The organism is Stenotrophomonas sp. Ker107b (genome assembly GCF_053847245.1).
Map to the genome: position 1 here is coordinate 99,586 of NZ_JBSPHX010000001.1, position 20,335 is coordinate 119,920.

General features: G+C 60.1%; 18 protein-coding genes, 1 tRNA gene and 1 pseudogene. 13 read left to right on the forward strand and 7 right to left on the reverse strand.

Going from position 1 to position 20,335, the window contains the following annotated elements:
- The first annotated feature begins 201 nt into the window (after window positions 1-201).
- A complete protein-coding gene (locus ACWV8V_RS00540; RefSeq protein WP_455898666.1) occupies window positions 202-939 on the forward strand; it encodes a hypothetical protein in 738 nt (245 codons plus the stop codon).
- 36 nt (window positions 940-975) lie between these two features.
- Window positions 976-2,046: a Shedu anti-phage system protein SduA domain-containing protein gene (locus ACWV8V_RS00545; RefSeq protein WP_455898667.1), complete on the forward strand. Its 1,071-nt coding sequence runs from the start codon at window positions 976-978 to the stop codon at window positions 2,044-2,046.
- Window positions 2,047-2,176: 130 nt separating this feature from the next.
- Here ACWV8V_RS00545 and ACWV8V_RS00550 read toward each other — a convergent pair whose 3' ends face one another.
- Window positions 2,177-2,689, reverse strand: coding sequence for a hypothetical protein (locus tag ACWV8V_RS00550; protein WP_455898668.1), 513 nt, complete (start codon window positions 2,687-2,689; stop codon window positions 2,177-2,179).
- Between the two features lie 90 nt (window positions 2,690-2,779).
- Between ACWV8V_RS00550 and ACWV8V_RS00555 the strand changes: the two genes are divergently transcribed.
- Window positions 2,780-3,268, forward strand: coding sequence for a hypothetical protein (locus tag ACWV8V_RS00555; protein WP_455898669.1), 489 nt, complete (start codon window positions 2,780-2,782; stop codon window positions 3,266-3,268).
- A gap of 209 nt (window positions 3,269-3,477) precedes the next feature.
- Complete coding sequence (locus ACWV8V_RS00560) at window positions 3,478-3,930, forward strand: hypothetical protein (RefSeq protein ID WP_455898670.1); 453 nt, start codon at window positions 3,478-3,480, stop codon at window positions 3,928-3,930.
- Here ACWV8V_RS00560 and ACWV8V_RS00565 read toward each other — a convergent pair.
- The gene (locus ACWV8V_RS00565; protein WP_455898671.1) at window positions 3,917-4,852 is read right to left on the reverse strand and encodes a hypothetical protein; all 936 of its coding nucleotides are present in this window, start codon (window positions 4,850-4,852) and stop codon (window positions 3,917-3,919) included. The genes ACWV8V_RS00560 and ACWV8V_RS00565 overlap by 14 nt on opposite strands.
- A gap of 134 nt (window positions 4,853-4,986) precedes the next feature.
- Window positions 4,987-5,469, reverse strand: a complete 483-nt coding sequence (locus ACWV8V_RS00570) for a hypothetical protein (protein ID WP_455898672.1) — start codon at window positions 5,467-5,469, stop codon at window positions 4,987-4,989.
- A gap of 377 nt (window positions 5,470-5,846) precedes the next feature.
- Here ACWV8V_RS00570 and ACWV8V_RS00575 point away from each other — a divergent pair, with 377 nt between their 5' ends.
- The 4 genes from ACWV8V_RS00575 to ACWV8V_RS00590 all read left to right on the forward strand — a co-directional run bounded on the left by ACWV8V_RS00575 (window position 5,847) and on the right by ACWV8V_RS00590 (window position 11,347).
- Entirely contained in the window at window positions 5,847-8,591 is a 2,745-nt protein-coding gene (locus ACWV8V_RS00575; protein ID WP_455898673.1) for a UvrD-helicase domain-containing protein, read from the forward strand.
- Between the two features lie 186 nt (window positions 8,592-8,777).
- Window positions 8,778-9,575, forward strand: coding sequence for a lysozyme inhibitor LprI family protein (locus ACWV8V_RS00580; RefSeq protein WP_455898674.1), 798 nt, complete (start codon window positions 8,778-8,780; stop codon window positions 9,573-9,575).
- A 469-nt stretch (window positions 9,576-10,044) separates the two neighbouring features.
- Window positions 10,045-10,554 carry a hypothetical protein gene (locus tag ACWV8V_RS00585; protein WP_455898675.1) on the forward strand — a complete coding sequence of 170 codons (510 nt, stop codon included), beginning with the start codon at window positions 10,045-10,047 and terminating at the stop codon, window positions 10,552-10,554.
- Window positions 10,555-10,885: 331 nt separating this feature from the next.
- Window positions 10,886-11,347 (forward strand): hypothetical protein, encoded by a 462-nt coding sequence (locus ACWV8V_RS00590; RefSeq protein ID WP_455898676.1) that lies wholly within the window; start codon window positions 10,886-10,888, stop codon window positions 11,345-11,347.
- A 55-nt stretch (window positions 11,348-11,402) separates the two neighbouring features.
- On the opposite strand, the gene ACWV8V_RS00595 is transcribed toward ACWV8V_RS00590, so the two are convergent.
- Window positions 11,403-11,807: a hypothetical protein gene (locus ACWV8V_RS00595; RefSeq protein ID WP_455898677.1), complete on the reverse strand. Its 405-nt coding sequence runs from the start codon at window positions 11,805-11,807 to the stop codon at window positions 11,403-11,405.
- A 217-nt stretch (window positions 11,808-12,024) separates the two neighbouring features.
- Here ACWV8V_RS00595 and ACWV8V_RS00600 point away from each other — a divergent pair.
- Window positions 12,025-13,553, forward strand: a pseudogene (locus tag ACWV8V_RS00600) (MobA/MobL family protein).
- A gap of 594 nt (window positions 13,554-14,147) precedes the next feature.
- Here ACWV8V_RS00600 and ACWV8V_RS00605 read toward each other — a convergent pair.
- The 3 genes from ACWV8V_RS00605 to ACWV8V_RS00615 form a co-directional block, all read right to left on the reverse strand.
- On the reverse strand, window positions 14,148-14,948 hold the full coding sequence (locus tag ACWV8V_RS00605) for an NYN domain-containing protein (protein WP_455898678.1): 801 nt from the start codon (window positions 14,946-14,948) through the stop codon (window positions 14,148-14,150).
- Window positions 14,945-16,492, reverse strand: coding sequence for a DUF6538 domain-containing protein (locus ACWV8V_RS00610; protein ID WP_455898679.1), 1,548 nt, complete (start codon window positions 16,490-16,492; stop codon window positions 14,945-14,947). The genes ACWV8V_RS00605 and ACWV8V_RS00610 overlap by 4 nt, the downstream gene beginning before the upstream one ends.
- Before the next feature lie 85 nt (window positions 16,493-16,577).
- Window positions 16,578-16,670, reverse strand: a tRNA-Ser gene (locus ACWV8V_RS00615).
- Window positions 16,671-16,806: 136 nt separating this feature from the next.
- Here ACWV8V_RS00615 and dnaX point away from each other — a divergent pair.
- The 4 genes from dnaX to ACWV8V_RS00635 all read left to right on the forward strand — a co-directional run bounded on the left by dnaX (window position 16,807) and on the right by ACWV8V_RS00635 (window position 20,286).
- Window positions 16,807-18,819, forward strand: a complete 2,013-nt coding sequence (dnaX, locus tag ACWV8V_RS00620) for a DNA polymerase III subunit gamma/tau (protein ID WP_455898680.1) — start codon at window positions 16,807-16,809, stop codon at window positions 18,817-18,819.
- Window positions 18,820-18,825: 6 nt separating this feature from the next.
- On the forward strand, window positions 18,826-19,146 hold the full coding sequence (locus ACWV8V_RS00625) for a YbaB/EbfC family nucleoid-associated protein (protein WP_019185335.1): 321 nt from the start codon (window positions 18,826-18,828) through the stop codon (window positions 19,144-19,146).
- A 99-nt stretch (window positions 19,147-19,245) separates the two neighbouring features.
- The gene (gene recR / locus ACWV8V_RS00630; RefSeq protein WP_265309516.1) at window positions 19,246-19,845 is read left to right on the forward strand and encodes a recombination mediator RecR; all 600 of its coding nucleotides are present in this window, start codon (window positions 19,246-19,248) and stop codon (window positions 19,843-19,845) included.
- Between the two features lie 81 nt (window positions 19,846-19,926).
- Window positions 19,927-20,286: a histidine triad nucleotide-binding protein gene (locus ACWV8V_RS00635; RefSeq protein ID WP_259261180.1), complete on the forward strand. Its 360-nt coding sequence runs from the start codon at window positions 19,927-19,929 to the stop codon at window positions 20,284-20,286.
- Window positions 20,287-20,335: the final 49 nt, after the last annotated feature.

A 20,335-nucleotide genomic window follows, 5' to 3' on the forward strand; every position in this document is an offset into this window, starting at 1 on the left:
AACCGGGATTCCCCAATTTGTATGGAAATGGCGGCCCTTGCGGTTCGTCGGGATGGCAGGACGTGTAGCGACGTTAAAGGCCGCCGTGCAAGATCCGCCTTGAGCCAAGTGCAAAACAAGGGTAAGAAGGGTAAGAAGTGGTTCCGCTGGCCGACACCGACCCGTGCTGGTCACTTACAGCTTTCTAAAGGAACAAGGGAAATGAGAGGGATTTCATCAGCTGTTCCGACCTCATGGCAAGGCGACGGCGCCGTAGTAGATCTGACAAACCATCCATGGCCTGACGCCGTCCGCTTCATACCGTATTGGGGTGACCTCTACTGGGAGGGCATGGACGGGGAGCGTGTCCTGTTGCTGGGAGAGTCCCACTACAGGAAGGAGGGGCTAAGCGATTCGCTCGAAGTGACCCGCCCCTTCACGCAAGAGCACTTCCGTGAGATGGCCTCGCCAGTCCGGAAACACGAAGGGCCATTTTTCAATGCGCTCGACTTGGTGCTCGTTGGGCAACGGGACTTCGAGTTACAGGAGGCGGCCGACGCTTGGAAGCGTGTGGCATTCATGAATCTTTCCCAGTCGTTAGCCGGCTCCCAGGCAAATCACAGGCCACGAAACGAAGCGCTGCGAGAGGGCGGCGACGTTTTAGTTCGGGACATCCTGCCAGTGCTAAAGCCGACCGTTGTCCTTGTGCTGGGTCGGATGACTTGGTGGTTCCTAAGTCATGGCCGACGTGAACCGGCTTTGAGTCCATTCATAGCGAAAGAGGTGAACCGGAAGAACGGTCGCCGTCGATACGTCGAAGAGCGTGATGTTTGGTCCTTGGACTACAAAGGTGGCTCCGCCCTCATGACCTGGGTCTATCATCCGTCCTGGAATGTGGACACTTGGCGTGATCGTTCAGCGGCGCTGCGGCATCTCATTGCGCTGTCGAAACGGGACTAGGGGACCAGAGGAAGGCTTGGGGCGAGAGGACTATGCATGAGCGATTCACCCGAGTTGGCAAAATTGGTTCGAAAGACGGCGAGCAGTGGCAAGTTGGATTACGTCCCTGTGGTGGTGCTCAATGAGACCACGAAGTCCAAGCTCGATGTATTGGGGTTGCTGATTCCGCACAGCGACCATACGGGATTCTCCATCAAGCTCCAGGGCTACAAGAAGACGAAGTCCTCACCTTGGGAGGAGGATGAGCCCAAGACGATCAACCTGAGCGAGGTGTCGACACTCAAGCTTTTCAAATACCTTCAGACCCATCTCCCTCTGACGCAGCAGCGGGAAGCCGGTGAGTTCATCCTGATCAAGGTGGCCAACGGCGCGGTTGACCTTGCTGGGCATGATCCGCAGTCCTTGGTGGGTGCTTTGACCAAGGTCCTGTCGCACTCAGAGCTGGTCAAGCACCTCGCTAGCACTGAGCTGACCCACGAGCTGACCGCCGCGCTACGCGGATCTGTCCGCCTCAGCGAGATGCGCTCGGCGGTGGCTGAGCTGCGCTCCAGCCTAGGGCGTGGAGAGGCGGCGGAGCAGGTCTACCAGTCCTGGTGCGAAAAGCACTGCTGGGCGTTTGGCAATGCCTACGTGGTTCGGGACGAGGTGCGGGCAATCACCACTGGGGACAGCATCGACCTGATGTTGCCTAACGTCATTGCTGGATATCGAGACATCGTTGAGCTGAAGCGGCCCGACATGGAGGTGCTTCTCTATGACAAGGCACACAAGAACCACTACTTCTCAGCCGAGGTGTCGAAAGCCATCGGTCAGTGCCATCGTTATCTCGACATGCTCCACGACTTCGCAGACAAGGGCTTGCTTGATCACAAGGAGGTAGTGGCTTACCACCCACGCGCCATCATCGTGATCGGGCGCTCTCATAATTGGACTGACGAGCAGCAGCGCGCCCTCCACGGTCTCAATCGGCGCATGCATGGAATCACGGTCATGACCTACGACCACCTCCTGGCACAAGGGGAGCGTTTGGTGGAGATGATGGCACCATCGGGAAATACAGATGCCGGCACAGAACCGATGGCAGATCTGGATGACATTCCCTGGTAGGGATTTGCGTTCTGGGGGCCGCCCAGACCCGGGGACGATAGCTGCCACGGTCCCCCAAGGCTTTCCACGCATTGGAATGCCATCGCCCCTTAGTGCGGATGATGATTGTTGGCCCTTGAGCTGCGCTGGCCTAGTGATTGAGTGTTAAAAAATCAGCCATCATCTCTTCAAGCTTGGCGAGGTCACGATGGAGCTCTTTGCGTATGCTGGACGCCTTGGCAGCGGCTTCTCTCCGCTCCTCTCGCTGAACATCACTGCGTGGGGGCGGTGAGTCATGGATGACGTTGTTGGCTTCCCACAAATCTACCAGTGGCAAGTAGATATTCTTCCACACGAAATCGTGGACGGGCTTGCCGAATAGCCACCTTAGCTCCTTGAGACTGTCGGCGACCCTTTGTTCCGCGTTCTCCTTCGGACGAGCATTGAAGGCGTATTGAGCGCTCTCGCGCAAAGCTTCGTATGCCTTCAATCTACGATCAAAGAGGTCGTGCTTGAGCTTGTTCCTCGCGGTTTCCGCCTGTTGCTGTGCGGTGCGCCACTGGCGGTATGCAATGTAGCCAACCGCGAATGCCACGGTAAGTTGACCGATCCCGGTTAGTAGCTTGATCAGCAGGTCGGCAATATTAAAGTCCGTATCGACCATCATTGTGCGTATCCATTGTTGGCAGGCTCTGTGGATCTTGTTAGGGTTTGCCAGCGCGGGCGGATCCGCGCTCAACCAGGGAACGAGTTGATGGACTACGGTAGAGTTGATTTTAGCCAGGTTCCGGTGGAACAAGTTTTTCGCTGTGCTGCCGAAGATCTTTATCAGGCTGCACATAAGGCAAGGGGTGAGGCTCATCTAAAGCTTCAGAATGCGCCTTCAAATGTTGGCTCCGAGGTGTTTGAAGGCCAAGTGGCAGAGGTGGCGTTCGATGAAATGCGGAGCGTCAGAAGCGCCTATATGATGCTATACGCCTGTGAAAACCAGTTGCGGAGCAACGTTCCTTGGGCGAAAGCGGGAGGCCTGAGAGCTTTCCAGTGGTCAACGGCCGGGCGGAAGGTTGTTGTGGCCATCAAAGCGATTCAAAGCGCTTACTCCAGGCTCCTGGACGCAGCCATGCTTCTTTCAGGCAGCGAGGGGGAGGATCGGGAACGGTATTTGAGCCTCGTCGCAAATCCAAACGATCCCATTGAGCAAGAGATGGTGAAGGCTCTGCTTGTGTTGAAGGACAATCCATAGATCAGTCAGCAACCTCCTGTGCCAGCTTATTGGTCCACATTGATGCGTGTTGAGTTTGGCGTGCCAAGAGTCCCCTTGGAGGTGGGCTCCTCACCTTTCTAACTCGGACATGCGTCGCCTTGGGGATGCGCATTCAGGGTGTCCCTATTGGCTTGACGAAGCCGGAAGCTTGTCTAGCATGCCGTTTTTGTTGGGGACGCAAGACGGTGATGGTCGAATCAGCTATCTACAATGAAGAGCGCTTTTGGACGGAGGCGTTCAAGGTCGGGCTAGTGAAGTTCGACGTCACCACTGCGCTTGCGAAAGCAGATGCGGCACTTCAGCTGCACAGGTTTATGTGGACCAAGGAAAAAGAGGGGATGCATGTCTCCTTCGCTGCATCGAAGGCTGGGCACGAAGAGCACTGGAACACTGGCGGATTTGGAGCTGAAAACGCCGATGCTCTCCTTTTTCGCAGGGTGTCGGCTAGGGATGTATGGTCTGCTGCCTTCGCTAGGGAATGGGCTGAAAGTTCATCGCTCGTGTCTGCAGCGACGCAGGCTGACAGTGCCTTGGATGGCTATGCGAAGAAGACAGGGGTTATCGTTTCGAGTCTATTTGCTGACGGTAATGCTGCCAGCAAAGCGGAATGGCGCTCTGCATGGGACCTCATGGACCATTGACGCCATACTTAGACTTCGGCGGGGTCACAGAAAGCCGAGAATGCTGGCTTATGTCAGGCTTGAGGCCTGGGGTGGCCGTCAAGCGATGCTCTCGGTAAGCGGCGATGACATTCATTAGCTCAGCGGTACTGGTTATATGCCTGATGAAGCCTTGGCTCCCGATTAGCATCATCTTCAGATCTTCTTCAAGAACGTCTTTTTCACAGCCGTCTGACGCCTTTTCAGTGCATAGGAAGCTGACGTAGGTTTGAAGTTCGTCCACTTCAAGGCCTAACTCCAGCAGATCTTTAAATGGAACAGATGTGGCCGTCGGCTGCTTGTGGCAGAAACGAGCTGTGATGGATTCGGAAAACAAATCCGAGAGGGATAGCGGCCAGCGAGGGATAAGGATGGATCCATTTGTTAACCCGACTGTCAGCGACCTTAAAAGGACTGAGGCATGCTGTGAACTCGGGCGCCCTGAGTAGCAAGAGCCAGGCCGTTTAAGGGTTGCTCCGGCCGGCAGGGCTTTTAAAGCTGTTAGAAGATAGGGCTGCAAAAAAAGCTGATCCAAGTGACTCTCAGTACCTTCGGTCTCTCCCCAGTAGGCAAAGAAGTGCCCCCTGGTGCTTCGGCTCAGCTCCTTCCTTGACTCGACTGATCCGTTATTGCCCTCGTCGATTGCTGCCAGGTCCATAAGCTTCTTGTAGGCTCGCTTCGGGGCTTTGCTTCCCACCCACTCGCTTTCGCAGAAGGATTGATCCGGTTTGATCTCCAGCAGGGCGAATTTCTCGCCGACTTGATGAACGCCATCGCCCATCTTGGATTCCGCATTTCCATCCAAGGAAATATTTATAGCAGGAATCTGAGCTCCCGGATTAGCTTGAAGCCACTGCGCGTCGCGCAGCGCCAAAACCACACCCACTTCCCAGTGATTCTGCATGTCAGTAGCGTTCCTTGGCAATGAAGGTTTCTGCTCAGTCTACCTGCGGTCTACGTGTGATGGTGTCTAAGGCGTCTAAGTACCGCCAGTCGGGGCGGCGTGTCGTCGGCGAGCGGGTAAAGAACAGGTGGGCACTACTGCAAGGATTTGGTCGCCGCGGCCAGCTTTGCTTTGGCGGACCGATATGCGTCATTGCTCATCAGTAGCACCGCGCAAGCTTTCTGCCGATCTTCGCGTCGGCGAGGTTCGTCCTCTTTATATAGAGCTATCTCTCGATCGAGGTCTGCCAACTCTCGCTCACGCTTGGTTTGGTAATCCGGGTCTGAAATGCGCCTCTTTTCCTGGATGAGCATTTCAGAAGTGCCGGCCTCCCCTGTCTTGACCAACTTGTCCCACTCCTCGTCGGCCCTCAGCTCGCCAATGCGTATCAGACGCTGTCGAACCTCGTTGGAGTCTCGGGTTTCCAGCTCGCGGGCCTGGTCGCATTGCTCGCGACTCTGGGCAGCTTGTTCGCCAAGCCTTTCCACTTCTTTGCGAAGGTCGCGGCTACTGTCGCAAGCCGTCAAGACCAACGCCATGAGTAGGGCAAGGATGGTAGGTGTGGCTTGAGTGCGCATGTTCTTCCTTGAGTTGGTCGCGTCTTCCGATGGAATGCCTCGTCATGGCCTTTTTGAAGGCTGAGTCCAGCAAAGCCAGGGGCGGTTCCTACAGGCTCTGGCGCCATTCTAGGGGGCTGGTGGGCTGGACTCCAAGCCTGTCGTTGGAGCCGACTCCTTAGTCAACCAAGGGTTATTGGCCTCGGGCTAGGCTGCCTCTCAGTCGATCATGACCTGCTGCTTCGCCAGACGAGCGCGGCCTCCCGAGTCTCCTCGGTCGGCGCACAGTTGGCCGGCTTTCGTTCAATAACAGCACACCCTCAATAATCTTGGGGACGGATGGGCCTCGATACACAACTGGTCAGATTGCGCGATATTCGCCGTGGGTTGGAGTCCCCATGGCATCATTGGCTCCCCCCAGGGCGCGGGGCGGAAGGACCGAGGGTGGGGCAGTGGAGTTTCTAATATTCATTGGGGTGCTGTGGCTTCTTGGTGCGATCTTCGGCAAGAAGCCACCTAAGCCTCGCCCGGTCGATCCAAAGGTGGCGGAGGAACCTCGCGCCAATGCAGCTCAATCGCAGGCCGCCTTTGATGAGAAGCTCAAGCGATGGATCGAAGAAGCTCTGGCCTTTGCCGGTCAAGGGCGCTGGATTCCCAAGGGAACGGCGAGTCGGTTTCTGGCATCCCACCCGGCCCCCAAGCATCAAACCAAGACTTGGAAGCAGGCTGTTGGGGATTCATCACCTGAGGAAACCCTGCGGCTGCGGTATGGAAAGTCGAATAGCCAACACATGGTGATCCAGAGGGTCGTGTGCGATAGCTTCTTCAGGACGGTGGAAAAGAACCCCCTCACCGAAGAGCAGATCTTTGCTTGCATCTGCATGGACGATGCGGTCATGGTCGTCGCCGCAGCCGGTTCGGGCAAGACCTCCACGATGGTGGCCAAAACTGGCTATGCCTTGCACCAAGGTTTGGCCAAGCCCGAGCAGATATTGCTGCTGGCTTTTAACAAGGCTACCGCTGAGGAAGTGGGCGTTCGCATTGCAGAGCAGTTGAAGGGGGTGCCTCAGGTGGAGAGTGTCCGATCCAGCACCTTCCACGCTTTTGGCATTGACGTCATCGCGAAGGCCACGGGCAAGAAGCCGTCCCTGGCCCCTTGGGTCGATCCCGGTAACCCCGGCGCTGACGTAAAGGAGGTGGGCGACATCATTGAAATGCTGTGCGAACAGGACAAGGCCTTCAAACGTGACTGGGACATGTTCCGAACCGTATACGCGCGGGATGTTGGAAAATGGGGCCAACCGGACGAGCCTGAGGCCTACGGCAACGGCGTGCGTGGCTTCCGCACGGCCCGTGGTGAGGTGGTCAAAAGCAAAGAGGAACGCACGATCGCCGACTGGTTGTTCTACAACGGCGTGACCTACGAGTATGAGCGTGCATACGAGCACGATACGGCCGACCACCAGTTCCGGCAGTATTTTCCAGACTTCTACTACCCAGACATTCAGCTGTACCACGAGCATTTCGCCCTTAACGGAAAAGGGCATGCGCCAAAGCAGTTCAAGGACTATCTGGCGGGGGTCGAGTGGAAACGGGAGCTTCACGCTAAGTTCGGGACGGCCCTGTTTGAGACCACGTCGCATGGCCTGCTGACCGGCGAGGCCATCCCCGCCTTGGCAAAGGCACTCCTCGCGCGCGGTGTGCGTCTGGTCTTTGAGCCTGACAGGGAGGGGGGAGGACTGTCGCCTGTGCAGGCGAAGGACTTGGCAAGCTCGTTCCGGGTGTTCCAGCAGCACGTCAAGAACAACGGTCTTACCCGGCAAGATCTTCAAGCCGCACTGATAGCCCAGTCTCAGGATGGGTTTGGCGCACGCTTGCGCATGTATTTGGCCCTCTACGAGCGGATCGCCGTGGAATGGGAACGGCGCCTCCAGCGCGGCAACTTCATTGACTTCGAGGACATGCTGATCTTGGCCGCGGGACACGTGGAGTCTGGTGCATACAAGAGCCCCTTCGTTCTTATTCTGGCTGATGAGTTCCAAGACAGTTCACGGGCCCGCATTCGGCTATTGAAGGCGTTGTCGAACCAATCTGATCCGCCGGCGCACCTCTGCGTGGTGGGCGACGACTGGCAGGGCATCAATCGTTTCGCTGGATCTGACATCACCGTGATGACCGAATTTGAGAAGACGTTCGCCCACGCCACGCGCTTGTCCTTGGGCACCACGTTCCGGTGCCCCCCGGAACTTTGCGATATCTCCAGCCGGTTCATCCAAGCCAATCCCGCGCAGATCAAGAAGAAGGTAAAGACCACCAATCCGCTGACCAAGACTCCACTCCTTGCCTACGGGTTTGCCGAGCAGGCGAGCATCGTGGGTTATGTGGAAAAGCAGTTGGCCCATATGCATCACCTAGCTGTCAGCGGGAAGCTGACGCCGCTCAAGGGTCAACACATCACCGTCATGCTTCTGGGGCGCTACCGGGATGACAGGCCGGGTGCGTTGGAGGTGTGGCAACGCCGCTTCGGCGACAAGCTGCGCATCGAGTATCGAACTGCCCACGGTTCCAAGGGGTTGGAGTCAGAATACGTCTTCGTCCTGAACGTGGTGGAGGGCACCCGAGGGTTTCCAAGCCAGATCCAAGACGACCCTGCGCTGCAGTTGGCCATGCCGGCACCCGACCCCTTCCCTGTGGCGGAGGAGCGGCGCCTGTTCTATGTAGCCATGACCCGTGCACGTAAGCAGGTTAGGCTGTATACAACCCTCAACCAGCCTTCGCGCTTTCTGGTGGAGTTGGTGAAGCAAGGGCACCTCAAGATCGAACCCATCGATGGTGAGGCCTTGGAGCCGTGCCCACAGTGTGGGCGTGGGATCTTGCAGCTGCGGTCGGGACCTTACGGCGACTTTCACGGATGCAGTCGCTTCCCCGCTTGCACCTTCAAGGTCAAGGCGGACCAAGACGCGTCTTTGAAAGTCCAGGTCAAACCTCGAACCCAGCGACTGCCAGCGAGCACACGGGCAGGTGACCAATGCCCCGTATGCAAACAAGGGGTGCTTCAGTCGCGGAACGGTCGCAACGGCTCCTTCTTGGGGTGCTCTCGATTCCAAAGCGGTTGTAAGGCGACTCGAAGCCTATCGGGCTGATGGGCTCGTGTAGCCGTACACGACGGGGGTGCTGCCCTGCATTTGTGGCCCAGCCCCTAAGGCTTAAGCGACGGCGAACAGCACCTGATCGGTCCCCTCGGGGCTTGTATGTTCTGAAAGCTAAAGAAACGACGCAGCAAGCCGATATAACATCAAGTTATTCCAGCCAGGTTGCGCGAGGACAGGATGTCGAGAAAGATCATTGGTTTTGGTGTGGCGTTGATCCCGCTGTTGCTGGCCGGTTGCGGCGTGAGCAAGCCTCCGGCTTGTGGTGATGAAAGCACGCTGGACTTGGTCAGAAGCATCATCCAGCGGGAGCTGGGCGCGGGCAGTTCCGCAGCGTCCCTGGACGCAAAGGCGTTGCAAGAGGTTCTGCCCATTTCCTTGGCGCACCCCACCAGCTTCGACGAGGCAATCAGCCGCTACAGCTGCGAGGCGGACCTCACAGCGCCGTTCAACAACCCCGGCCAGGACGTCTACAAACTTAGGCTCGAGTACACCTCTCAAGTCGTCGACGGGGACCACTTAGCGGAGGTGCGCGTGCTTCCTGGTGATCTCATCGGCATAGGGGCTGCGATCCGCTCCAACCTTCAAGGCAAGCAGAAAGCGCCTGAACTCACCGCCGCTCCGCTCGCAAGTGAACCTGCACCCGCGGCGCAGGAGGAGTTTGACGACTTGGCATCGGTAAAGGCAGATGAGTACACGGACGTCGAGGAGGTTGAGCCTTCGTTGGGTGCGCCCGGTCCTAGCTTTGACTGCTCCAAGGCATCATCGTCGGTGGAGCAAATGATATGTGCCGACGGTGAGCTGGCCCGTCTGGATAGCGCAACGGCCGAGGCCTTCAAGGTGGCACGTTCCCATTCCACTGATCCCAGTTCTGTGAGCGCTGATCAGGGTCGTTGGAGACGCGAGGTGCGCGACGTGTGCGCGGATACGTCGTGCGTGGCAGACGCCTACCATGTTCGCTTGGCCGAGCTCAACTGAGCATACCCGTGCATGCATGGCGATGGGGCAATTGGGTCACCAGCGCTGGGGGCGGTCATCGCCCGCAAGGTCCGGTGGCCGGCTTGGAAGCGAGTTGCCTTCATGAACCTCTCCTAGGCGTCCGGAGGCTCATAGATAAGTTGCGGCCGCGAAATCAGGCGCTGCGTGATGCCGGCAATGCCTTAATTCGGGACGTCCTGCTATCCGGGAGGCTCGGCGCTGATGATGTAGATGCATAGCCCTCCATGGAGCCTGGATGCCTGGCTGGACAGGGCGAGAGCGCTGCGTCACTTCGTGACGATTGCGAAGTGGAGCTGAGGCCAGTGAGGGCATAGCCGGCGGAGCGGCTATTCAATGACCGAGACGTCAATGTTGACTAAAGTCGCCCGAATGGAAGCAGGGCCTGTGTTAATTTTTGTAAATAATGTTGTATCTTGATTATTTCGGAGGGTGAGTGGATTCTGGGGGCGTGGAGGTCGATAAGCTTAAGTTGATGTATGAACATCAAAAGGCTCAATTTTTGCTTGAGGTCGAAAGATATCGGCGATTGGAGGAAAAGGCGGCAAAGTATCTTGCCTCGATGTCTTTCTTCATCGCTGCGTTTTTTGTGGTGGCGAAATGGGCTGGTGAGACTGTTGTCCCTGCGAAAGGTTTTTTCGACTGGCTGGTGATTGCACTGCTTATTTATACGTTTGGATCATTTATTTCATCCTGGTCATTTTGCTTCCGTGCAACGCGGTTGGCGAACATGGTGAAGTTGTCCGCAGCGAAGGAGATGGTTGAATTCTTCTTGGAAAATCATCCTCCGGCTGTTTTGCTTGGTCTTTCTCGAAAGTACTCTGAAGCAATCCTCATCATTGAGGGCCTCTATAATAAGAAGCTACGCTACGTCGAGAAGGCGTATGGCGAGATATCGTTTTCAGTTGGCTGTTTGACCGTCAGTGTTATTGTCTTTCTACTTAGTGTTGCGGTTAAATAATATGGTTGATGAAAAAAAAGATAAGGATGGAAAGGTATATGTGCCGCCGTTGGAAAAGCCTTTGCGACCTCCCGAGGTGGATGCGCCGGATCTAGTTATTACCTTTGAGGGGTACAATCCCTCTCATGAGCGAGACGGTTCATCCAAGAAGGGGAAGTAGTTCGGCCCGAGCAGGTGTTATTTACTGGGTGGTGATTCACAGGCCCGGCTGCCCATCCAATAGCAGTCGAGTCGTACTGATTTTCATTCATCGCCGAATTGCCGTTGCCCGGGGCTTCTTCTTGTCGCGTGTAAACTAGGCCCTGCGACCTCCCCGCGAGGTCGCCGCTACGTGAACTCGTGTCGCGAGGCAGCCAGGAGTGCGCGTTGGGGCGGAGACCTTGGGAAGATCGTCTTTGACGCCTGGTGCGGTGCGAACGTTAATGAGCCGCTGACCTACATCCCGAGAAGAGCCTGCTGGAAGGCAGACTTCATTTCAGATTCCGGTGCCAGCGTCGGTGTCAAGACAGTCAAGAGGAAAGGGGCTCCACTTCCTAGCTACACCGCGCAAATCAGCGCCAAACATGCAGTCGAACCCGTCGATCAGTTCTTCTTCATGAGCTATGAGATCGCCGCAAGAAAGATGTGGCTATTGGGCGGGATTGATCGGGCGGGATTTCTGAAGGAGGCCCGCTATTATCAGGCGGGTGAAGCAGTGCACGCGAGCTATGTCATCCGCCCCGGCCATGAGATTTACAACATTGGGATCAAATTCTTGTTCGACCCTCGGTCCTGGCTGAAATCTGTCGCTTAGACTCTGATCCTCAAGTGGGCGACAGTAAGCACTGCGCTGCCGCCCATCGGATGAATTAGAGCCGGCGCGGAGTTGGGGAAGTGTCGGCCTCAGTAGGCGAGGCATTTTTTTCTTCCGTAGCCGCGGAAACGTCGTCGTCCGGAGCTGATGGATTGTTCAATGCATCTATTAGTGCTTGTTTTTGAAGCTTGGCCTCGTCTTCGGCTTTCGCGTGCTGGCTGAGCTTCCCGCAATCCTCTGAGAGCTGTTCAAGTTCGGGCTTGGTTGCCTTTGCGATGCCATCTTCGATCATGATCTTGTTTACCGGATTTGGGATATCACTGGGTCTAACGGCTTCAGCTGCCTGCCAGATCTCTTTCATGCCGCGCATCGTTTTCGCGTCCCCGTTTGCCGCAGCTGCGCGATCAAGTGTGTCGATGGAATCCTGGCGAGTGCGCACAGGGTTTTCTTTGCTGACCATTTATCTATCCATGACTTTGTCATTGGAGTCTGGAAATCTACCGGAGATTTCGATTCAAATCATCACCGTTGCGGATCAGTAGGGAGAGCAAGAGCGCACTTAGGCATCATTACGGATGCGTGCGCCAAGGGCTCCGCCCCTGGAACCCTAAGCCTCTACGAGGCTTGCCAAAAGCCGAAGCTGATCCATAAAGACTCCTGTTTTCACAGGAGTTTTCATGGCAATCTTCCACACCTCAGTCAAAACCTTTAGCCGCCGAAAGGGGCAATCCTCTATCGCAGCGGCCGCCTACCGGGGCGGCTTGCTGCTCGCCGATTTCCTCACCGGGCAGCAGCACGACTACCGACGCCGCGGCGGGGTGGTCGAGAGCTTCTGCCTTGCCCCCCAAGGCGCTCCACCCTGGGCAACCGACGTTGCAGAGCTCTGGCCTGCTGTCGAGGCCGCTGAGAAGAGAAGGGACGCTACCGTGGCTCGGGAGTTTGAGGTTGCACTGCCTCATGAGCTGTCGGGGGAGCAGAGAGCCGAGCTCGCGTTCTGCATTGCTGAGGCGTTGGCGGCCCGATACGGCTTTGCGCTCCAAGCCAGCATCCACTCGCCTGGCACTGCCGACGGGTTGAACCACCATGTCCATCTGCTGGCAACGACCCGGCGCATCGGCGCGAACGGTTTCGCCGAAAAAACCCGCGAGCTTGATGGCGGCCCTTCTGGCAAGGCCCAAGTTGAGTGGATCCGGGAAATGGTGGCCGCAACCACCAATGCCCATCTGGCGTCTGCCGGGATCGACGCCTGCATTGATCACCGTGGCTTGGCGGAGCAGGCCCGATCGGCCATGTTGCGCGGCGACGCCATTGAGGCGGCCGTCTTGGCGCGCGAACCCACCCGCCACGTCGGTAAGGCAGCCACGGCCTTGGCTCGCCGGGGGCAAGCCTCGGGCCGGGCCCAGGCGAACGAAGAGATCCGTTTGGAGAACCGGGAGCTCCGTGCGCAACTGCTGGACCAGATACCGTTCCAAGGCGAGCCAATGGCATCTTCCTCTGATGCCCGCCCTAGCACCGCCCATGGAGGCGCTGGCGCACGTCTAGGAGTTGTCACCCCAGTCCCCGGGTTGGAGATTCGCGGCGTCTCCGGCATGCGGCTTTCCAAGCTCATCGGCGCGGACGCGGACGCGGGGCCTCCCCTGCAATCGCTGCCTGAACTCATGAAGAAGGGATAAGGGCTCTAGCCGAAGTTGCGCAGGCGCGTGCCGATCTGGCGCTTCAGCCCGTCCGTCGGTGGCTGGAGCAGGCAAGAACCGAAGTCTTTTCCAGTGGGGAGTCCCGAGGGCTTCGAGGCCTGGTCAGCGAGGTGGTGGCCAAGATCAAGGCGGTGCGGAACCTTCTGATGAGCCGGGCACGTCGCCTAATGACGCTTTCGAGTGTTGAGCGGCTGCGTCACATGGCTGAGCAGGAGTGGGAGCGCTTCACCACTGATCACCCCAGACCTGGCTACTGGTCGCCAAGCGAATGGACCGAGCGCCGGACCCGGCGGCTGTCTTCCCTTGAGAAGCGCACGGCTGAGCTGGGGCAGGCGCGTAAACAGGCTTCCTCCGAAGCGCTAGAGGCCTTAGATCGGGCCATTGAGGTGCATGCTGATGCGCTGCTGCGGAGATGTGCGTTTGCCCCGAAGGCCGAATGTCCTGCTGGCAACAGCGCGGCTCCACCTGCCCTAGGTTTGTCTGGCAGTCCGAAGCCGCCACGGCTCCACTGAGCTTAGAGGAAGCCCCGCATCTGCGGGGCTTTGGCTGTTATCGGATTTGAGGGCCAGAGCGACTGGGGTTGGGCTTCTCTGGTTTGGCAGGCGGAAGTCCTCTGGAAGCGCGCCACGCATCCGGAGACGCCGGCATGGATGGAGGCTGCCGGTCTCGGTCGACCGACGCCGCTTGCACTCGGGGTGCCGACCCGGATGGCGGCAGCAGGGCGAGCGCCCCGCCAAGATTTTTCTCTGCATGGAGTTGGACCAGCGCAGAGGCGAGCTCCAGGGAATACCGGAGGTCAACCATCTGCGTGGCGATGGCCCGGGTGGGGTTTTGAGCTAGCAATCCAGGCAAGACTTGGGTTGCGATGCGGAGTTGAACGTCTGTGGGCACGATGGCTCCTGAGTGAAATGACGATTCATCCAAGCACTCGATTTCACCTGCGCAAGAAGATGAGCGCGACCAACTTCACAGATCTGATCATGGGGGCGTATGCCTTAGGCGAGCCCCGCCAGCAAGCCCAGGCGAGGCGGCCGCGGCGACGAGCATTGCCGCCGCGGTGCCCTGCTGAATTCAAATTGCCGGCCAGCTGACCCCCCGCGCCAATCTCAGGTTGCTGCTGTTTCGGCTTCTCCAACGGGCTTGCTGGCAAGGTGGACCGACCAGTGTCCCGTCGTCTCCTGCTCTGTGCTCAACATGTCGTAGGTTCGGATCATGCTTAGAAGGCCCGAGTGCCCGTAGAGGTTCGGGGTAAAAGATGGGTTGGTGCGTTTCAGGTATTGGCCCAAGGCGGCCAGATCGACCTTCCCATCTGCGGTCCCATCCGCCAATAGCTCGACCGCTTCGATAAGAAAGCGAGGGCGCCGCTTGGGCAGGGGCTTGGTGGGTTCCGCTTTGGCGACAGGTTCTGAGGGTGCCTGGGCCTTTTCGACCGCGGCGGGCGCAGCCGTTTCTTCCTGGGCTTGGACCGGCTCGCTGGGGACCCATTCGAAGAACTGGTCACACGCATTGCGCAAGGCGTCGGGCGTCTTGGGCTCTCCGACGATGCAAACCGTGGCCCCGCGCTCCCGCAACTTGCGGCAGAGGTGGGCGAAGTCCGAATCGCTCGTCACCAAGCAGAAGGTGTCGGCCCGTTGATCGAACATCGCCTCCAAAGCATCCAGGGCCAGCGCGATGTCTGAGGTGTTCTTTCCCGCGGCATATTGGTATTGCAAGCACGGCGTAAAGGCTTGCCGAACCAATACCTCTTGCCAACGGCGGGCGAGGGTCTGGTGGTTCCCATAGCCGCGCCGAAGAACCACGCGACCAAACTGGGCCACCATGAGCAGGGCGTGGTCCACAATTTCAGGCGGGACGTTGTCGCAATCAACCAGGACGGCGACGCGGGATTCCAAAGGCACGATGCTCACGCGTTGCTCCTTGCTCGGCGGCTGTTCTTGGGGAGGCTGCCTTCGGGCAGCAGGGCCGGATCCACCAAGGGCCGCAGGGCCTCCAGGTTGAGTCCGTAGTTGAGAGACAGGAGGCCCGGCGAGTGGGCGCCCAGTCCCTCCAGCTTTTCTTTACCTGTGAAGTCGCGGCTGTAAGTGGCGTGGTGCTCGTCGTCCAACTCATGGCCCACGATTTGCGCCCGCAGCTCCGATACCACGCCTGCGCCTTGGAGTTCTTGGATCAGGGTCTTGCGGAGGGAGTGGAAGCCACGCCGGGCGTTGGGCCAGTTCTTGCCCACCTCGGCCAGATACCGGCTGCACGCTTTGGTCACCCAGTTGCCTTGGCCATTCTTGGCCTCGGCTTTGGCGCCGGGGAACAATCGGGCGTGGCCCTCGGTCCGCAGGCCCTCGATCCATTTCAGCAGGCCGAGCGCCACCAGGTCGGGGTGGACCGGCACGGTGCGCAGGCTGACATCAGTCTTGACCCGCTGGTGCTCGCCCTCGTCGGAGATCTGGATGCAGGGCACTCCACCATCCTCAAACACGTCGCCAATCAACAGTTGACCCACTTCGGATGCTCGAGCACCGGTGTAAAGGCCAATCAAAGATGCCCAGCGGGCCGGCAGAGGGAGGCTCTCAAAGGCGGCCGGGGCAAACAGCACCTGGACCTGGTGAGTGTCGTAGGCCTTGAAGCCGAACTTTCTCCGGGCCCGCTTTTCCCGAGTGGAGTAGCTCACATGGCCGTTGGCGGGGTTGTCCCCCTTGGGGTAGTAGCCCGACGCCAACGCCCAGTCGAAGAACCCGCCTTTTCCGCCGATGTAGCTTTGCTTGTTGGTCAGCGTGGGGGTGGACGCCCCTCCGTCCCGCATGTACTGATACCAACGCGCCAGGTCGGAGCGGGTGATGGCATGGATCTTCGTTTTTTCGCCCAGGAAGCTCGTCAGCATTTCGACGGCCGTCTTCTTGATCGTCCAAGTCTTGGGCAGGGTGCTGCCCTTGATGCTGGCCAACCAGGCGTCCCTGGCCTTGCCCAAGTTGATTGTTTCGATCGCCGGCTTTGGCGCGGGGGGCGGGGCAGCGGCCGATGCCGCCGTTGGGCCGTAGAGCAGGCTGGGGCGCGGCATGGCCCGGCGGTCCATGGCTGCGGTCAGTTCCATCATCCGTCGATAGAGCTGCACGTCCTCGGGGCTATCGATCTGCCAGCGCTCGTTGATCGTGCCGTCCGGTGCCTGGGTCCGGTGAAGGGTCAGATCACGCAGGCTGGTGCTCTCGGTGAGCCGCGCAATCAGCTCATCGGCCTCCTTCTTGCTCAACTTCTCCACGCGTCGTTCCCTCAACACGGCGAAGGCTTGAGCATAGCTGGCCGCGAGCATCAGGGCGCGCAGCCGGGCTTCTTTCATGTCGCAGGTGCGCAGCGTGCGCTTGAACGTCAGACGGCCAACGACCGGCTGAAGTTCGACGGGAACTCGTTGGCGGAACGACCAGAGCCCAGAGCGGGCTCGAACCAAGTGATGGGGGATGCGCATGGGAGATGTGTCTCGCCTTGCATCGCCACAGACAGCCAAGCCAGAGAAAGCAAAAACCCCTGCGTAAACAGGGGTTTGCTTAATCTGGCGGAGAGAGGGGGATTCGAACCCCCGAAGCGCGGTTTAGACGCTTACACACTTTCCAGGCGTGCTCCTTCAACCGCTCGGACACCTCTCCGGACCTGCTGCGATAACCCGCTGCAGGGGCGCAGATTCTAGCGGGGGAATTGGATTCGCACAAGCGGTTCGTCACGAAGGGCAGGGGGGCTGGACAGGCGTGGCACAATGGTCGTCCCGATGAAGACGGTGGCCTGATGTCCTATCTCGTCCTTGCCCGCAAGTGGCGTCCGAAGCGTTTTGCCGAGCTGGTGGGCCAGGAACACGTGGTCCGTGCGCTCAGCAATGCGCTGGACAGCGGCCGGGTGCACCATGCGTTCCTGTTTACCGGCACCCGTGGTGTCGGCAAGACCACCATTGCCCGTATTTTCGCCAAGTCGCTGAACTGCGAGCAGGGCACCAGCGCTGATCCGTGTGGTCAGTGCCCGGCCTGCCTGGATATCGACTCCGGCCGTTACATCGATCTGCTCGAGATCGATGCTGCGTCCAATACCGGTGTGGATGATGTCCGCGAGGTGATCGAGAACGCCCAGTACATGCCCTCCCGCGGCAAGTACAAGGTCTACCTGATCGACGAAGTGCACATGCTGTCCAAGGCGGCGTTCAATGCGCTGCTCAAGACGCTGGAAGAGCCACCGGAGCATGTGAAGTTCCTCCTGGCCACCACCGATCCGCAGAAGCTGCCGGTGACGGTGCTTTCGCGCTGCCTGCAGTTCAACCTGAAGCGGTTGGACGAGGACCAGATCCAGGGCCAGATGACCAAGATCCTGGCCGCCGAGGAGATCGAGTCCGACCCGACCGCGATCGTGCAGTTGGCCAAGGCCGCCGATGGCAGCCTGCGTGACGGCCTGTCGCTGCTGGATCAGGCGATCGCCTATGCCGGCGGCGCGCTGCGCGAGGATGTGGTGCGCGCGATGCTGGGCACGGTCGACCGCACCCAGGTCGCCGCGATGCTGGATGCGCTGGCCGATGGCGATGGTCCGCGCCTGCTGCAGACCGTGGCGCTGCTGGCCGAGTTCTCGCCGGACTGGAGCGGGGTGCTCGACGCCCTGGCCGAGGCCCTGCACCGGATCCAGGTGCAGCAGCTGGTGCCGGGTGCGGCGACGGCGGGCGAGGGGATCGATGCCGAAGCCTTCGCCCAGCGCCTGCGCCCGGAAGTGGTGCAGCTCTGGTACCAGATGGCCCTGGGCGGCCGCCGTGACCTGCACCTGGCCCCAAGCCCGCGCGCCGGGTTCGAGATGGCCGTGCTGCGCATGCTGGCGTTCCGTCCGGCCGCCGCGGTACCGCCGGTGCCCCGCGATCCGGGCACCGGGACCGACGTGAACAGTGGTGGCCAGGCCAGCGGCCAAGGCACCGGCATGGCCGCTGCGGCAGCGACCGCGGCTGCTGCTTCGGCCGTTGCGCCGGCCAAGGCCAGCGCCCCCGTCGCTCAGCCGGCCTCCGTGGCGCCCGTGGTTGCTACGGTCTCCACAGCGCCTGAGCCCGCACCGCCGGCACCGAAAAAATCCGCCCCGACGCCGGCCCCGGCCGCCGCCGAGCCGGTGAAACCGGCCAAGCCCGCCGTCGCAGCGCCCGCTGCCGACGACGATCTGCCGCCGTGGCACCACGAGAGCGATGCGGCTGATCGCGACGAAGCGCTGGCGGCCGAAATGGCCACCCCGGATGCGGCCATGGTCGCGCCGTGGGAAGCGCCGCCCGAGCGTGTCGTGGCACCTGCTGCCCCCGCACCTGCCCCGCAAGCGCCCGCTCCGGTAGCCCGCCCGCAGGGCATCGCCATCGCACCATCGGAAGCGAACGCTGCGCCCGCAGGCGAGACAGGTGACCTGACCGCGGATGCCTGGCTGGAACTGGTGGCCGGCAGCCAGCTCAATGGTCCGTCCAAGCAGCTGGCCGCGCACTCGGCGTTCATCAGCTATCAGCACGGTGTCTTGAAACTGGCGATTTCGCCCGGATTTGAGTACTTGAGTTCGGACCGCTCGCAGGCGGCGCTGATCGCGGCGTTGACCGGCCCCTTGGGGCAGGCCCCGCGCCTGGTGATCGATACCGGTGCAGCCGGTGCCGAGACCCTGCATCAGCGCGCTGACCGTCAGCGTGGCGAACGCCAAACGGCGGCGGAAGCCGCTTTCATGGCCGATCCTTCGGTGCAGTTGCTGGTCCAGCAACACGGTGCCCGGGTCGTCGCCGATTCCATTCGTCCTTTTGAAGAGTAAAGACCCATGCGCGGCAATATCGCCCAACTGATGCAGCAGGCCCAGAAGATGCAGGAAAACCTGCAGAAGGCCCAGGAAGACCTCGCCAAGCTGGAAGTGACCGGCAGCGCCGGCGGCGGCATGGTCAGCGTGACCCTGACCGGCACCAAGGAATGCCGCAAGGTGCGTATCGATCCGTCGGTGCTGTCCGATGCGGAAATGACCGAAGATCTGGTGGCCGCCGCGTTCAACGATGCCTCCAACAAGATCGACGCCGAGTCGAAGAACCGCATGGGTTCGGCGACCGCCGGCATGCAGCTGCCCCCGGGCATGAAGCTGCCGTTCTGACCCACCGCCTGCGCCGGGCCCGTGCCTGGCGCGACCGTGGTGACCGCGCCGCGAAGCCTCCGGGCTTCGCGCGCTTGTTTCTGAGATGAGCGATCCGCCATGAGCCTGCCCCTGCTCGAACAATTGATCGAGGCCTTCCGCGTGTTGCCGGGCGTGGGCCAGAAGACCGCCCAGCGCATGGCGTACCACGTGCTGGAGCGCGAGCGCGAGGGCGGCCAGAAGCTGGCCGAGGTGCTGGCCAAGGCGATCGAGCGGATCGGGCATTGCGAACAGTGCCGGGATTTCAGCGAGACCGATATCTGCGCGGTCTGCGCCAACGGCAGCCGCGAGCGCCAGCAGCTGTGTGCGGTGGAATCACCGGCTGATCGCCTGGCGATCGAAACGGCCACCGGCTTCCGTGGGGTGTACTTCGTACTGCAGGGGCGGCTGTCGCCACTGGACGGCATCGGCCCGCGCGAGCTGGGCCTGGATCAGCTGGAAGCGCGCCTGAAGCAGGGTGAGGTCAACGAGTTGATCATCGCCACCAGTGCCACCGTGGAAGGCGAAGCGACCGCACATTACCTGGCGCAGATGGCGCGCAGCTACAAGGTGCGGCCCAGCCGCCTCGCGCAGGGTCTGCCGCTGGGTGGCGAACTGGAATACGTGGATCGCGGCACGCTGTCGCACGCCTTCGGCACGCGTACCGAAGTGCAGGAATGACGCTGCGCACCGCGCGGCGATGATCGAAACCGGGGGCGCATCCGCGCTACTCTCCAAGGCCCTGTTCCACGAGGTGCCCTCATGAGCCACGACACCCTGTTCGGCAAGATCATCCGCCGCGAAATTCCGGCCACCATCGTCTACGAAGACGAGGAGGTGCTCGGCTTCAAGGACATCGCCCCGCAGGCGCCGGTGCACGTGTTGTTCATTCCCAAGCACGAGGCGATTCCTACCCTCGACGATGTGCAGCCGGAGCAGGCACACCTGATCGGCAAGCTGGCGATGGCCGCGGCGGACTACGCACGCCGCGAAGGCTTCGCACAGGACGGCTACCGCATCGTCATGAACTGCCGCGAGCACGCCGGGCAGACCGTGTTCCACATCCATCTGCACCTGCTGGCCGGTGCGCCGCTGGGCCACTTCGGCACGGCGAACGGCTGAGCCGGCCGGGCGCAAACAAAAACGCCGCCCGAGGGCGGCGTTTCTGCGT

What these genes read in the sequence shown, in the direction of transcription:
- ACWV8V_RS00540 (WP_455898666.1), top strand. Translation starts at nt 202, where the DNA reads ATGAGAGGGATTTCATCAGCTGTTCCGACCTCATGGCAAGGCGACGGC.
- ACWV8V_RS00545 (WP_455898667.1), top strand. Translation starts at nt 976, where the DNA reads ATGAGCGATTCACCCGAGTTGGCAAAATTGGTTCGAAAGACGGCGAGC.
- ACWV8V_RS00550 (WP_455898668.1), bottom strand. Translation starts at nt 2,689, where the DNA reads ATGGTCGATACGGACTTTAATATTGCCGACCTGCTGATCAAGCTACTA.
- ACWV8V_RS00555 (WP_455898669.1), top strand. Translation starts at nt 2,780, where the DNA reads ATGGACTACGGTAGAGTTGATTTTAGCCAGGTTCCGGTGGAACAAGTT.
- ACWV8V_RS00560 (WP_455898670.1), top strand. Translation starts at nt 3,478, where the DNA reads ATGGTCGAATCAGCTATCTACAATGAAGAGCGCTTTTGGACGGAGGCG.
- ACWV8V_RS00565 (WP_455898671.1), bottom strand. Translation starts at nt 4,852, where the DNA reads ATGCAGAATCACTGGGAAGTGGGTGTGGTTTTGGCGCTGCGCGACGCG.
- ACWV8V_RS00570 (WP_455898672.1), bottom strand. Translation starts at nt 5,469, where the DNA reads ATGCGCACTCAAGCCACACCTACCATCCTTGCCCTACTCATGGCGTTG.
- ACWV8V_RS00575 (WP_455898673.1), top strand. Translation starts at nt 5,847, where the DNA reads ATGGCATCATTGGCTCCCCCCAGGGCGCGGGGCGGAAGGACCGAGGGT.
- ACWV8V_RS00580 (WP_455898674.1), top strand. Translation starts at nt 8,778, where the DNA reads ATGTCGAGAAAGATCATTGGTTTTGGTGTGGCGTTGATCCCGCTGTTG.
- ACWV8V_RS00595 (WP_455898677.1), bottom strand. Translation starts at nt 11,807, where the DNA reads ATGGTCAGCAAAGAAAACCCTGTGCGCACTCGCCAGGATTCCATCGAC.
- ACWV8V_RS00610 (WP_455898679.1), bottom strand. Translation starts at nt 16,492, where the DNA reads ATGCGCATCCCCCATCACTTGGTTCGAGCCCGCTCTGGGCTCTGGTCG.
- dnaX (WP_455898680.1), top strand. Translation starts at nt 16,807, where the DNA reads ATGTCCTATCTCGTCCTTGCCCGCAAGTGGCGTCCGAAGCGTTTTGCC.
- ACWV8V_RS00625 (WP_019185335.1), top strand. Translation starts at nt 18,826, where the DNA reads ATGCGCGGCAATATCGCCCAACTGATGCAGCAGGCCCAGAAGATGCAG.
- recR (WP_265309516.1), top strand. Translation starts at nt 19,246, where the DNA reads ATGAGCCTGCCCCTGCTCGAACAATTGATCGAGGCCTTCCGCGTGTTG.
- ACWV8V_RS00635 (WP_259261180.1), top strand. Translation starts at nt 19,927, where the DNA reads ATGAGCCACGACACCCTGTTCGGCAAGATCATCCGCCGCGAAATTCCG.